This is a genomic window from Poseidonocella pacifica, from assembly GCF_900111875.1.
Lineage (GTDB): Bacteria > Pseudomonadota > Alphaproteobacteria > Rhodobacterales > Rhodobacteraceae > Poseidonocella > Poseidonocella pacifica.
In genome coordinates this window covers 39,647-52,654 of sequence record NZ_FOJU01000008.1, presented here as the reverse complement: position 1 = coordinate 52,654, position 13,008 = coordinate 39,647, and the positions used below count along the sequence as shown (strand labels likewise).

At 62.0% G+C, this 13,008-nt stretch carries 11 protein-coding genes; 9 read left to right on the top strand and 2 right to left on the bottom strand.

From position 1 onward, the window contains the following. The first annotated feature begins 5 nt into the window (after nucleotides 1-5). Both BM234_RS16655 and BM234_RS16650 read left to right on the top strand, forming a co-directional pair. Nucleotides 6-992, top strand: a complete 987-nt coding sequence (locus BM234_RS16655) for an acetamidase/formamidase family protein (protein WP_092066911.1) — start codon at nucleotides 6-8, stop codon at nucleotides 990-992. Nucleotides 993-1,010: 18 nt separating this feature from the next. After that, nucleotides 1,011-1,772: an SDR family NAD(P)-dependent oxidoreductase gene (locus tag BM234_RS16650; protein WP_092066910.1), complete on the top strand. Its 762-nt coding sequence runs from the start codon at nucleotides 1,011-1,013 to the stop codon at nucleotides 1,770-1,772. Nucleotides 1,773-2,314: 542 nt separating this feature from the next. Here BM234_RS16650 and BM234_RS16645 read toward each other — a convergent pair. Beyond that, complete coding sequence (locus tag BM234_RS16645) at nucleotides 2,315-2,743, bottom strand: DUF2306 domain-containing protein (protein WP_092066909.1); 429 nt, start codon at nucleotides 2,741-2,743, stop codon at nucleotides 2,315-2,317. Between the two features lie 314 nt (nucleotides 2,744-3,057). Between BM234_RS16645 and BM234_RS17370 the strand changes: the two genes are divergently transcribed. The 4 genes from BM234_RS17370 (at nucleotide 3,058) to BM234_RS16630 (ending at nucleotide 5,835) form a co-directional block, all read left to right on the top strand. Further along, the gene (locus tag BM234_RS17370; RefSeq protein ID WP_139226822.1) at nucleotides 3,058-3,240 is read left to right on the top strand and encodes a hypothetical protein; all 183 of its coding nucleotides are present in this window, start codon (nucleotides 3,058-3,060) and stop codon (nucleotides 3,238-3,240) included. A 195-nt stretch (nucleotides 3,241-3,435) separates the two neighbouring features. Then, complete coding sequence (locus BM234_RS16640; protein ID WP_092066908.1) at nucleotides 3,436-4,467, top strand: NADP-dependent oxidoreductase; 1,032 nt, start codon at nucleotides 3,436-3,438, stop codon at nucleotides 4,465-4,467. A 27-nt stretch (nucleotides 4,468-4,494) separates the two neighbouring features. Beyond that, on the top strand, nucleotides 4,495-5,169 hold the full coding sequence (locus BM234_RS16635) for a type 1 glutamine amidotransferase domain-containing protein (RefSeq protein WP_092066907.1): 675 nt from the start codon (nucleotides 4,495-4,497) through the stop codon (nucleotides 5,167-5,169). Between the two features lie 69 nt (nucleotides 5,170-5,238). Further along, complete coding sequence (locus BM234_RS16630) at nucleotides 5,239-5,835, top strand: SDR family oxidoreductase (RefSeq protein WP_092066906.1); 597 nt, start codon at nucleotides 5,239-5,241, stop codon at nucleotides 5,833-5,835. A gap of 901 nt (nucleotides 5,836-6,736) precedes the next feature. On the opposite strand, the gene BM234_RS16625 is transcribed toward BM234_RS16630, so the two are convergent. Continuing rightward, the gene (locus BM234_RS16625) at nucleotides 6,737-7,702 is read right to left on the bottom strand and encodes a LacI family DNA-binding transcriptional regulator (protein ID WP_281247991.1); all 966 of its coding nucleotides are present in this window, start codon (nucleotides 7,700-7,702) and stop codon (nucleotides 6,737-6,739) included. Between the two features lie 170 nt (nucleotides 7,703-7,872). Between BM234_RS16625 and BM234_RS16620 the strand changes: the two genes are divergently transcribed. From BM234_RS16620 to BM234_RS16610, 3 genes are read left to right on the top strand one after another with little or no spacing between them, the layout of a single operon-like run. After that, entirely contained in the window at nucleotides 7,873-8,955 is a 1,083-nt protein-coding gene (locus BM234_RS16620; RefSeq protein WP_092066904.1) for an ABC transporter ATP-binding protein, read from the top strand. Nucleotides 8,956-8,958: 3 nt separating this feature from the next. Next, nucleotides 8,959-11,013, top strand: coding sequence for a hydantoinase/oxoprolinase family protein (locus BM234_RS16615; protein WP_092066903.1), 2,055 nt, complete (start codon nucleotides 8,959-8,961; stop codon nucleotides 11,011-11,013). Next, complete coding sequence (locus BM234_RS16610; RefSeq protein WP_092066902.1) at nucleotides 11,010-12,998, top strand: hydantoinase B/oxoprolinase family protein; 1,989 nt, start codon at nucleotides 11,010-11,012, stop codon at nucleotides 12,996-12,998. Before BM234_RS16615 ends, BM234_RS16610 begins: the two co-directional genes overlap by 4 nt. Nucleotides 12,999-13,008: the final 10 nt, after the last annotated feature.

The following is a 13,008-nucleotide window of genomic DNA, read 5'->3' as shown; positions in this document are numbered from 1 at the left end:
TGAACATGTCCTGGCTCAGCACATCCATCATGGCCCAAAAAGGCGTCGCCAAAGGTGTCGAAGGGACCCGCCACAAGATCACCATCGAGGATCAGGGCACCTTTCACTACGTCTACGGTCCCTACGCGGACCCGGTCCTCGAAGTCGAGCCCGGCGCGGTCGTCACGGTCGAAACCCACGACGCCTTTGAAGGCGCGATCACCGAGGTGGTCGACAACCCGTCCTCTCACCTCAACTTCCCGTTTCTCAATCCTCAGACGGGGCCGATCTACGTCAAGGGCGCGGAAAAGGGCGATGCGCTCGCCGTTCGGATCATCTCCATTACACCGCGCGGGGAACAACCTGTTGGGACCACCTGCTTGCTGACCGAATTCGGCGGACTTGTGGCCACGGGAGACACCGCCCTGCTCAACCCGCCCCTGCCTGAAAAGGTCAAGAAAGTCGTCGTGGACGAGCACGGTGTTCACTGGTCCGACACGCTCACCCTGCCCTATGAACCGTTCATCGGCACCATCGGAACCTCGCCTCAGATCGAAGCGATTTCTTCGCTGCAACCCGACTATTACGGCGGCAACATGGATGTGCCGGACGTGGCGCCCGGTTCAATCATCTATCTCCCGGTGAATACCGACGGCGGTTACTTGTACCTTGGCGATTGCCACGCCATCCAGGGCGACGGCGAGCTCTGCGGTGTTGCTCTCGAAATTCCCGCCACGGTCGAAATTCATATCGACCTGATCAAGGGGCACGGCAATTCATGGCCGCAGCTTGAGACGGAGGAGAAGATGATGTTCATCGGCTCGGCCCGCCCCATGGAAGACGCGGCCCGCATCGCCTACCGCGAGCTCGTGCGTTGGGTCGCCGATGAAACAGGGCAGTCGGAAGCCGACGCCTACATGTTGCTCACGATGTGCGGCAAGGTACGGTTGGGGAACATGGTTGATCCGAAATACAGCCTCGCCGCCGGGATCGAGAAAAAATATCTGAAATGATAGCAGGGAGTTGAAGTTATGGATCTAGGTCTGAAGGGGCTGCGCGCTCTTGTTACCGGCGGCAGCAAGGGTATCGGCCTGCGCTGCGCCGAAATCCTCGCGGCTGAAGGGGCCGCTGTGTCGATCTGTGCGCGCATGGGCGCGGATGTCGATGCGGCCGTCGCAAAGCTGAAGGCGAGTGGTGCTACGGCGCATGGCGCGGTGGTCGATGTGTCGAACAAACACGCACTCGAGGCCTGGGTCGCGGAGGCAGCCGAGACGCTTGGCGGGATCGACATCGTGATCGGCAACGTCTCGGCCCTCGCCGTCGCGGATGACGAGGATGCCTGGAAGGCCGGGTTTGAGACGGACATGATGCATTCGGTTCGGCTGGTGAATGCGGCCATGCCGTGGCTGGAGAAGAGCGAAGCCGCCTCGATCACTCTGGTCTCATCCGTATCAGGGCGTGAGATTGACTTCACCGGTCCAGCATATGGCGCGTTCAAGGCCGCAATCGTGCACTACGCACAGGGCCTCGCCTACAAGCTCGCGGCGCAGGGTATTCGGGCAAACACGGTATCGCCGGGCAACACGTATTTCGACGGCGGGATCTGGCAAAACATCCAAAACAACATGCCCGAACTCTACGCCGAGGCGTTGTCTCTAAACCCCACCGGGCGCATGGCCAAGCCAGAGGAAATTGCGCGCGGCGTGGTCTTTCTGGCGAGCCCGGCGTCGAGCTTTACCACCGGAACCAATCTCGTCATTGACGGCGCACTGACCAAAGGCGTGCAACTCTGATCAGATAAGGGTGGCTCGCAAAACTGAAAAGCAGAGGGACATGCCTTGGCTATGTCCCTCTGCTTGACGAGCGTGCTGGGGTCCTCGCGTAATTAAGGCGACTTTGCGGACACCCATGGGTCAAAGCCTAGCGTCGCGCGGCTCTCATAAGGGTTGATCACAGGGAACGGAGCACTTTGCGTCCGCCGAAAGGTGACGTGATCCGGCGCATTCAGACAGCGCGCTCATCAAGCATCCGTTTTTTGGCTGTGCCCGATCGCAGCATTTCTGCCCATAACGGGTTTCATGCGGGCCGCCACCGTACGCGGCGTCTGATGGGGATTGTGGCCCGGCTGAGTAACTAAAAAGGCCCCAATGTCAGCAAGACGTATTTCCGACACCCGGTTTATCCTTACCTGCCGCGGAAACGGCGCATCACCCGTCCGAACCCCATTTTTATGCACGGATATTACTTGAATTCCTATCCGACGCGGGTTCCTCTTACTCGCCGCGATCACAGACTGGTCGGATTGCGTCCCAAGGAATTTCCCCGCAAACTTCGCCTAACTCGCGTTACATGTGCCGTGGTCAACAGTGGTGCCAAACACCACCGAATGCATGATGCGTCCCGGCATGAACGTGAATATGCCCGCGATCAGGAGTGCGCCCAAAAAAAGGCCCTTCATCGTTCTGGCGTGCGACTCCACCTGATGGCGCCGTGCGCGAAGGACACCCAGCGGCAGCATGATCAGCACAAACACGGACAAAAGGTGAATTATGCTGAAGCCGCGCAGTTGGCAGATAGTGTGTATCCAGAATGAAGACAGCGCCACGCTTGCCATCAGCGCAACCCAAACCCAGCCCAGCGTCCGATGCGGCACAGTGCCTTTTGGCGCTGCAAACTGAACCAACGCCAGCAAAAATGCGGCCATCGCGGCAAAAGCATGCGACGGAATAGCACCTGCGGCGCGGATCAAAGGCTCAAATGACATTTTACGTAAATCTTGCAGGGTTCGATCCCATGTATGCGGGATGTACCCCTAGGCCTCAAGAAATATCAATAAAAGACCCTCCCCAAAAACCACCGTTCCGGGCACAAGAGACCACCCCACGCCATTGAGCGAAACTGGTTGCGCCCTCTGCTCAGTGTTGTGGATTGAACCGGGCAGTCCAGTACGCAGCACATCAACCATAACAAGCAGCCGACAATCGAAACCGCCATCGACCCGATACGCACCATTGTGTTCAGCGCCGGTTGGGCGCAGCTGCGCACCCCACTCCTCACAACAGTCGACCGGGATCAGGTTTGAGCTTTTCGAATTCGACAGCAACACGGCCCTGGCAGGACAGCTTGTCCTACCGCCAGCACGGCACGTTCGATTTCGCCACCCAGGAACGCGCTAACGGAAGCTTGCTGGCGAAAATCGTCGCGACAAGCGGCAAGCAGAGCGTGCCGATACGCGCATATTTCTCCGAAGAAACGGCCTGACGCATGGACGATGTCGAAGCCCCGTTCGGCATTGATTTCCAGCTCCAGAGCCACAGTTACGAGCTGACCCGTCCGGCTGACGCCTATGCCTCTCCGGTTCCTCCTTACCCGACGTGACGCGCGGTACGCACCCCTTGTGACGTGGTGATCAGCCCCACACATGCACGAAAACATCCAAACAAACAGGAATATCCCATGCCTCAATCCGACACCAAAAACCGCATGTACGTACTGGCTGAGCGTCCCAAGGGCGCTCCCGACGGCAAAACCCTGCGCCTTGAAACAGCGGAGGTGCCCAGCCCCGGACCCGGTCAGATGCTCTTGCGCAACGAATACTTGTCCCTTGATCCTTACATGCGCGGCCGAATGAGCGACGCGCCCTCCTATGCCGCGCCGGTCGAGATCGGCGGCGTGATGGTGGGCGGCACCGTGGCACAGGTCATGTCATCGGACGTGGCCGGCTTCGAGACGGACGACTGGGTAGTGGCCTTCGGCGGATGGCAGGACTACGCCCTGTCCGACGGCACCGGCGTGATCAACATGGGCAAGTCGCCCGATAATCCGTCCTGGGCGCTTGGCGTCCTTGGCATGCCGGGCCTGACGGCCTGGGCAGGTTTGACCCAGATCGGGCAGCCGAAAGAAGGCGAAACTCTCGTGGTCGCCGGAGCCAGTGGTCCGGTCGGCGCAACGGTCGGACAGATTGGCAAGATCCTGGGCTTGCGCGTTGTGGGCATCGCAGGCGGTGCAGAGAAGTGCCGCCATGTCGTGGATACCCTCGGCTTCGACGAGTGCATCGACTACAAAGCCGACAAGTTCCCCAAAGCGCTCGAAGCTGCTGTCCCCGATGGCATCGACATCTATTTCGAGAATGTGGGCGGCGCGGTCTTTGATGCCGTCATGCCCCTGCTCAACACCTCTGCGCGTATCCCGGTGTGCGGGCTGATATCGCAATACAACGCCACGTCGCTGCCGGACGGCCCCGACCGGATGAACCTGCTTCTGGGCACGATCCTGCGCAAGCGGATGACCATGCGCGGCTTTATCGTCTTCGACGACTTCGGCCACCTCTACCCCGAGTTCGCCAAGCAGATGAGCGACTGGGTGACCAAAGGAAAGATCAAGTATCGCGAAGAAATGATTGAAGGTCTGGAACATGCCCCTGCGGCGTTTGTTGGTCTGCTGGACGGCGAGGCTTTCGGCAAACGTGTCGTCAAGCTGAGCGATTGAAACACGAATAGAAGAGGGAACACTCCGATGAAAATTCTCATGGTTCTTACATCACACGACCAGCTGGGCGATACCGGCAACAAAACCGGATTCTGGCTCGAGGAATTCGCCGCACCTTATTATGTGTTCAAGGATGCAGGCGCTGACGTCACACTGGCCTCGCCCAAGGGTGGGCAGCCGCCACTCGATCCGTCAAGCGATGCAGCCGATGCGCAGACCGATGCTACCAAGCGGTTCAAGGACGACGAAGCCGCGCAGAAGGAACTCGGCAACACCGAGGTTCTTTCGACCGTCTCGGCCGAGGGCTATGACGCGATCTTCTTTCCCGGCGGTCACGGCCCTCTCTGGGACCTCGCCGAAGACAAGGACAGCACCGCTCTAATCGAAGCGTTCGCCGCAAGCGACCGTCCCGTCGGTGCTGTCTGCCACGCGCCGGCCGTGTTCAAGCACCCCAAGGCCGCGGACGGAAAGCCGCTGGTGTCGGGGAAAACCGTGACCGGTTTCACCAACACGGAAGAAGAAGGCGTCGGCCTGACCAACGTCGTGCCATTTTTGGTCGAGGATACGCTGAAATCGAAAGGCGGCAATTACCAGAAGGGCGACGATTGGGCCTCCTTCGTGGTCACCGATGGCAAGCTGGTGACCGGTCAGAACCCGGCATCGTCGGAGGCGGCTGCGCAAAAACTGCTCGCCTTGCTGTGAAGCCTCTGAACGGGGTTGATCGCGTGGTCCACCCCGTTCGCCTGACATTAGATTGAATTGGAAAATCAAATGAATATCCTTGTTGCTGGCGCCACCGGCAAAACAGGCGTGCGCCTGATTGAAGAGCTGAAATCCAACGGCCATTCGCCCGTTGCCCTTGTGCGCGACTCTTCTGACACAAGTGGCTTTTCGTCGGACGTGACCCTGCGCCATGGCGATCTGACCGAACTAAATGACGATGTCTGCGACGGCTGCGATGCGGTCGTCTTCGCAGCCGGTTCTGGCGGATCAACCGGCCCAGAGATGACCGAAAAGGTCGACCGCGACGGTGCGAAAAGGCTGATCGATATCGCCACCAACGCCAAAGTGTTCCGCTTCGTGATGCTCAGCACAGTTGGCGCCGAAAATCCGGATACCGATAGTAAATTGGGCCATTACCTTCAGGCCAAGCACGATGCCGACGAACACCTCAAGGCCTCTGGCTTGAGCTACGCCATCGTCCGCCCGGTTGCCCTGACCGACGAGGACGGCACCCGCGACATGCGGTTCGGCGACGATGTCGACGTCAAGGGCAAGGCCGCGCGCGGCGACGTCGCTGCGGTGCTGGCACAGGCCATTGACGATCCCGAGTGGACTGGGAAGGCTCTGCATATGCAATCGGCCTAAAAAGAAATATTGCAACTGGTCAGGCCTTGGTGCCCCTCGGCATCAGGGTTTTCCAAAGCGACCAAGTTGTCCAGCTTCACTCCGCGAACCTAGGGAATTTTACTCCAGGATCGACAGCCTCAGGCGACATGGTGAAATCTTGTGGATCATTGAGCCAACGAGCACTGTTCCCGGCAGCCCCAAGCCTATGTTCAGCGGTTCCCCATATCTCCTAAGCCGGCGCACTAAGGATGACGGGCACGACCCGCGCCAGTCACGCCGGGCGCACGTCCTCGGGCACTAAGTGTCCTCGAAGAAAGGCGTTCGAGCGGCTAATCAAGACGCAAAAACCCCAAGCTGGACGTGAGGGGCGAAAGGCGAAAGATATGCTCTTGCCAACCTGCGCCACGCGCTGGCGCTGTTCGCGGCCTGAGGTGACGATTACAGTCACCATCGCCCGCATAAGAGCATCAACGGGCTCACCGCGTGGGAGTATCACCAGCACTCAGTAGAGAACCAATAGCTGAACAGAGCGAACCAATAACCGCGGTCTCTACTGGGAGCACGTCATCTGGCGGAGGCAGAGGCAACCAAGAAGGCATTGGTGGCAGATCTGACCCAGTAGGCCATCGAGATCACGCCGGATCTGGCAGAGTTCCACCGGGCCGCGATCGATGACCTGTCCAAGGTGCTGAATGACCCCCGGTGTGGCGCAGCGAACGTCTGAACTCCTCGGTGAGTTGGTTTGACAGTATCATGATAGAGAATGACGTTAAGTGAGGCACACAACTCGCCCGGATGGTAAGTTTTTGCGGGAAAAAGGAAAAGCCGCGTCATACGAGTACGCGGCGCGTTCGCCAAAGTTGGCTGCCCCGTCTTCAACTCGACTGGTCGGCTACTGGTACAGCACCGAGCCGCGCGCTCAGGCGCTTTCGCGCAATTGCAGAGCGAAGGGGGTCGCGACCGCTCCGGAGCCTTCATGATCCCCGGTCAGCACCTCTATCGCTCCCTTACCGATCTCGTCTGAAAACGGCCGCACGGTCGTGAGCATCGGCGACACCTGCCGCCCAATATCATAGTCACCCCAGCCCGCTACGGCGATGTCCCCCGGCACGGCGAGCCCCCGTCGCTGACATTCGAAGAGCGCCCCGGCGGCAACCACATCAGTCGGGCAGAGGATCGCATCCAGGTTCGGCTCAAGCGCGAGGAATGAATCCAAAATCGTCGCTCCGGATGCAAAGCCATCGGCGGCCCGTACTGTGAGCACGAGAGAGTCCGACAGTCCGGCGGCGAACATCTCTTGGCGGAAGGCGGGCAGGCGCATAGCATAGCGCTGACCACCACCGCCGGTCACCTCGACGAAGCCGATACGGCGGCGGCCTTGTGCGATAAGATGACGGGTCAGAGCGCGGCTTGCAGCGCCCACGTCGTAGCAGACGCCGCGCCCGATAGCGTCTTCGCCAGCCCAGCTTTCCACAACCGGCACGCCCGCGAGCGCCAAGAGCTGGCTCAGTCCGGGCTCGTGGGGCCCGGCCACCAGCGCCACCCCAGCGACCCGCAGACCCAATAAGGTCTGTACCGCCGACAGCTCTTCCTCGGGAGTTTCGGCGATCATGGTGATGAGTTCCAGACCTCGGGCAGCCGCAGCCTGTCGCAAGCCGGAATTGTAGTTGTAGAACGACGAATTTCGCATTGATGGAAGCACCGCTCCGATGACGCGACTGCTGCCCGCGGCCAGGGTGCCTGCGGAAAGATTCGGGACATACCCGAGATCTGCCGCAATTTTCATCACTGCCATTCGTGTCTTCTCGCGGACCCTCTCAGGGTAGCGGAAACAATTCGAGACGGTCATCGGCGACACGCCAGCGGCATCGGCAACGTCCTGCATTGTCAGGCTTTTTGGTGAAATCGAAGGGGTATCGGACATGGGAACTCTTTGATGCTGCCTGAAACTGACCCGCCCAAATGGAATTGGCAAGCGGTCACAGGGTCGAACATTCACCCTTTACAAAATTTTTGTAGCGCTACAAGTTTTCGAACAGACCTGTTGGAGTCCGTATGACCGATCTCTCCTCTGCGCTGACGCTGAGCGCCATCTCCAAGACCTTCGGCCCGCTCAAAGCGGTCGACAGCCTTGATCTGTCGGTGGAGCCGGGTGCGCTGGTGTCGCTTCTCGGGCCGTCGGGCTGCGGCAAGACCACAACCCTGCGAATGGTGGCAGGCTTCGATAGCCCCGACAGCGGCACGATCACCATCGGCGGCGAGGACATGACCCGCCTGCCCCCGAACAAACGTGGGCTGGGAATGGTATTCCAGAGCTACTCGCTCTTCCCGCACCGCACCGTGGGAGAGAACATTGCTTTTGGCCTGCGCATGGGCGGCGCCTCGAAGCAGGTGCAGGACGGGGAAGTCAGGCGCATGCTCGACATGGTGCATCTTGCGGGACGCGAGGACATGTATCCCGCGCAACTGTCGGGGGGGCAACAGCAGCGCGTAGCGCTGGCTCGGGCGCTGGTGGTGAACCCGCGGGTTCTTCTGCTTGATGAGCCGCTCGGCGCGCTCGACAAGTCGCTGCGAGAATCCATGCAGTTCGAGATCCGCGAGATGCAGCAGCGGCTTGGCATTACCGCCCTTCTGGTCACCCACGATCAGGAGGAAGCGATGTCCATGTCCGACAAGATCGCCGTGATGCACGGCGGGCGCATCCTGCAACTGGGCGCTCCGAACGACATCTATGACCGGCCTGAAACCGCCTTTGTCGCCACCTTTCTCGGCAACTCGAACCTCTTTGAAGGACGGGTGCGGGATGGCGTTCTGGTGACCAAAGCGGGCGCGCTACCCCTGCCCTCGCGTCCCGCGGCCGAGACGGCGACCCTGTCGGTGCGCCCCGAGCGGGTGGTGCTGGGCGATGACGCCGCCACCCTGCCGCAGAACCTGCGCGGACGCATCACCGCTGCCAGTTTCCGGGGCGCCTACGCCGCCTATCAGATTACGCTGGATGGGTCGGGCACCGAGATTATCGCCTATCGACAGGCTGACACTGCGCTGGGGCAGACCAGTCTTGCAGCCGGAGCCGAGGTACGCGTGGGCTGGCCCGTGGAGCATGGCGTTATCGTCACCGGCTCCGCGCCGAAGGAGTAAAACATGAACAACCTCGAAAACGGGTCTGCCGGCCGGCTGCGTATCGGTATCGACGTCGGCGGTACTTTCACGGATTTCGTCATGACCGACGCCGTGACCGGGCGCGTCGCACTCTTCAAGGAACCCTCGACCCCTGACGATCCGTCGCGTGCGCTGCTCGAAGGTCTGCAAAAGTTCCTGGCCCATGAAGGAATGCAGCCGTCGGACGTGGGGGGGATGATCCACGGCACCACCATCGGGCTCAATGCGATCATCCAGCGCCGGGGCGCGACCATCGGCCTTGTGGTTACCAAGGGCTTCCGCGACATTCTTGAAATTGCGCGCTGCCGAATGCCGTCGTCCTTTGATCTGCACGCCGCCAAGGAGGTGCCGCTGGTGCCCCGCGCGCGCGTCGTTGAAATCGATGCCCGCTTCGACCGGGACGGCACACTTACCCGCGCACCCTCGGAGTCCGAGCTAGATCGCGTTGCCACCGAACTGAACGCATTGAACCTCGACGCCACTGCGCTGATGCTGATCAATGGCTATGCGGCCCCCGAGGCCGAGGCGCGTATTGCCGACGCTCTCGCGCAGCGCATGTCGCTGCCGATCTCTTCCGCTGCCGCCATCTGGCCTGAGATCCGCGAATACGAACGCACCCTCGTGGCCTGCCTGAACGCCTATATTCAGCCGTTGATGGACGCCTATTTCGCGCGCCTCACCGAGGGCCTCGAGCGCATCGGAGTTACAGCTCCGCTCCTGATCACTGCGTCTAATGGTGGCTCGTTGTCCGTGGGGTCCGCCGTGGCGCGGCCCATCGAGACCATCCTTTCCGGCCCTGCCTCCGGCGTGATGGCAGCCGTGCGGCAGGCGGCACAGTCGGGGATGGAAAACATTATCACTTTCGACATGGGCGGCACATCGTCGGACATGGCGGTCGCCACGGACGGCACTGCCGGCATCGCGACGCGCACCGATATCGGCGGGTTGCCCCTCGTGCTGCCAGTGGTCGATGTGAACGCCATCGGCGCGGGCGGTGGGTCGATCGTTTGGGCCGACGCGCAGGGCGTTCTGAAAGTTGGCCCGCACAGTGCAGGTGCCCACCCCGGCCCGGTCTCCTACGGACGCGGCGGGCTCGAGCCCGCGGTCACCGACTGCTTCATCGCAATGGGCTACATCGACCCAGCGCAATTCGGCGGGGGAGCCATGCCGCTCGACGGAGCAGCCGCGCTGGCCGCGCTCGAGACCGTGGCCGGGCGCGTGGGCATGGAGGGCGAGGACATAGCCGCCCGCCTTGCCGAGGGCGCGCTTGCGGTGGCCTCCGCCGGCATGGCGGGCTCGCTCTTCCGCACAATGGCGGAACGCGGTCTCGATCCGCGCGATTTCGTGCTGCTGCCCTTTGGTGGAGCGGGCCCGACCCATGCCAACCTTTTGGCCGAAGAAATCGGCATCGGGCGCATCCTCGTGCCGCAAGCCGCAGGGGCCTATTGTGCCATGGGCGCAGCGGGCGCAGACCTCCGTCGCGACTTCGTGCGCTCCTTGCGCACGCTATTGGACGACGCCTCAGCAAAAGCCGCAGAGTCCACCTTTGCGGCGATGGAAGCCGAGGGTCACGCATGGCTTGAGGGCGAGCTTCCGGATGTGGTCGACCGCCGCGTCGAACGCTCTGCCGATATGCGCTACGCCGGTCAGGCCTACGAGCTGCGCGTCTCTCTGGACGGGGTCGAGGATTGGGCCGAGGCCTTCCACCATGAGCATGAGCGGATCTACGGCTTCCGCGACACCGTCGCCCCGGTTGAGATTGGCACCATCCGACTTGCGTTGATCGGCGCAGGTCAACCACTTGCCGCCTCCGTGGCCACCGGTGACGGTGCCCCGGTCAAGGCCCGCCGCCCACTGTTCCACAAGGGCACGTGGCTTATGGCAACCGTGCATGAACGCGGCGCGCTCGGCGCCGGTGCGCAAATCCCCGGCCCCGCCGTGGTCGAGCAGCCCGAGACCACCACCGTGATCCTCCCCAACTGGATCGGATCAGTCGACGCGCACGGCAACATCATCATCGAAAGGGCTCCGGCATGAACATCGATCCCGTCCTGCTGGAGATCCTCGGCAACAAAGTCGCCTCGGTGACCGAAGAAATGTGTCTGACGCTGCAACGCACCGGGCGCACCCTCTACGTCAAGGAGACCGCCGATTTTGCCTGCGCCCTGGCAGGACTCGACGGCCGGTTCTACGCCTATCCGCGCTCCATCGGGGTATCGGGTTTCGTCGGACTTGAATGCCTGCCCGCAATCCAATCGGTGGTCGAAACCCAAGGCGCGCTTGAGCCGGGCGATGTTATCTTGACCAATGATCCCTATCGCTCGACGGGCCTCGCGACACATCTGCCCGACCTGCACGTGATCGAGCCCTTTTTTCATGACGGCCAGATCATCGCCTATGGATGGTGCTTCGTACACTGCTCTGACGTGGGCGGGCGCGTTGCCTCGTCAATTTCGCCGTTGAACACCGAGATCTTTCAAGAAGGTCTGCGCATCCCCCCCGTCAAGCTGATGCGAAAAGGCGAGATGGCCCCCGAGGTGAAGCTGTTCCTCGACGCCAACTCGCGCACCCCCGAGGCCAACATGGGCGACATCCGGGCCATGCTGGCCGCGCTCAGCACCGGGCGTCGGCGGGTGGCGCAGTTGGTCGGGCAGCACGGGGTAGAGACCCTGAAGAGCGCGCCCGAGGCGCTGATGTCCTATGCCGCAGGTAAAGCCGAAGCGGTGTTGCGGACCTTTCCAGCAGGCAGCTACCGATTTTCCGATTACCTCGACGACGATGCGGCGAGCCGCATTCCCGTGCGCCTTGCAGTGACGGTCGAAATTGCGGACGGCAAGGTCCACCTCGATTTCACCGGCTCCGATCCGCAGGTGGCTACCGCGATGAACATCCCGTCCTGCGGGCGGCCCCACGCGTGGCTGACGCTGCGGATGCTGGCGCTGGTGCAGACGCTGGACCACTCCGCCCCGCTGAACGCAGGCCTGCTGCGACCGCTGTCGATCTACACACCGCTGGGCAGCCTCGTGAACCCAGAGGAACCGGCAGCGACCGGCGTACGCCACGCCGCCGCGATCCGCGTGAACGACATCCTCAACGGCGCCTTCGGCCTTGCCCTGCCTGACGTGCTGCCCGCTGCAGCCTCTGGCACCGTCATTCCCATCGTGATGAGTGAGCCCAAGGCGACCGGTGGCCGCATTGTGCAAGTGATCGAGCCCCTGATCGGCGGCACTGGCGCGCGGCGTGGCCATGATGGCGTCGATGGGCGCGACAGCGGGATCTCGAACCTCGCCAACAACCCGGTCGAGACCGTCGAGGCCGAGCTGGGCGTCGAGGTGCTACACTACGGCCTGCGTCCCGACAGTGGCGGCGCCGGGCAATGGCGTGGCGGCTGCGGCATGGAATTGAGCTTCAAGGTCCTGACCGACGGCAGCCATGTGCTTGGTCGCGGCATGGAGCGGCTGATGTTCCGGCCATGGGGACAGGCGGGTGGCCAACCCGGCCAGCCCGGATCGCTTGTCATCAATGAAGGCGCCCCGCGTGAGCGACGCCTCGGCAAGATCGACATTCTTGAGGTACAGGCGGGCGACACAGTCACCTTCCGCACCCCCGGTGCAGGCGGCTTTGGCAATCCGATGCAGCGCGCCGCAGAGGCGGTTCTCGCAGATGTCCAGGCAGGGTTCGTGACTGCTCAGGCGGCGCGGCGTGACTACGGAGTGGCGCTATCGGATGGCAAGATCGACCTTGAGGCCACTACTGAGCTACGTCAGGCCGCAGGCAGCGGCGAAGGCACTGTCTTTGGCCCCGAGCGGGACGCATGGGATGGCATCTTTTCACCAACTGCAATGGACCGGCTCAACGCTGCGCTACTGGCCCTGCCGCTGTCGCAGCGCCAGGCCCGCCGCCGCGAGATATTTGAAACCGTGCTGGCGGAACTGCCCAGCAGCTTTCCGCGCAATGCGGTCAGCCAAGCACAGGCGGAAACGGCTCGCAAGAAGCTGACCACCCTGCTCGAGACCCTTTGAACGACATGAA

Excerpts from the sequence above, each read along its gene's own strand:
- BM234_RS16620 (WP_092066904.1), top strand. The coding sequence starts at position 7,873 with ATGACCGATCTCTCCTCTGCGCTGACGCTGAGCGCCATCTCCAAGACC.
- BM234_RS16630 (WP_092066906.1), top strand. The coding sequence starts at position 5,239 with ATGAATATCCTTGTTGCTGGCGCCACCGGCAAAACAGGCGTGCGCCTG.
- BM234_RS16610 (WP_092066902.1), top strand. The coding sequence starts at position 11,010 with ATGAACATCGATCCCGTCCTGCTGGAGATCCTCGGCAACAAAGTCGCC.
- BM234_RS16645 (WP_092066909.1), bottom strand. The coding sequence starts at position 2,743 with ATGTCATTTGAGCCTTTGATCCGCGCCGCAGGTGCTATTCCGTCGCAT.
- BM234_RS16640 (WP_092066908.1), top strand. The coding sequence starts at position 3,436 with ATGCCTCAATCCGACACCAAAAACCGCATGTACGTACTGGCTGAGCGT.
- BM234_RS16655 (WP_092066911.1), top strand. The coding sequence starts at position 6 with ATGTCCTGGCTCAGCACATCCATCATGGCCCAAAAAGGCGTCGCCAAA.
- BM234_RS16625 (WP_281247991.1), bottom strand. The coding sequence starts at position 7,702 with ATGCAGGACGTTGCCGATGCCGCTGGCGTGTCGCCGATGACCGTCTCG.
- BM234_RS16615 (WP_092066903.1), top strand. The coding sequence starts at position 8,959 with ATGAACAACCTCGAAAACGGGTCTGCCGGCCGGCTGCGTATCGGTATC.
- BM234_RS16635 (WP_092066907.1), top strand. The coding sequence starts at position 4,495 with ATGAAAATTCTCATGGTTCTTACATCACACGACCAGCTGGGCGATACC.
- BM234_RS16650 (WP_092066910.1), top strand. The coding sequence starts at position 1,011 with ATGGATCTAGGTCTGAAGGGGCTGCGCGCTCTTGTTACCGGCGGCAGC.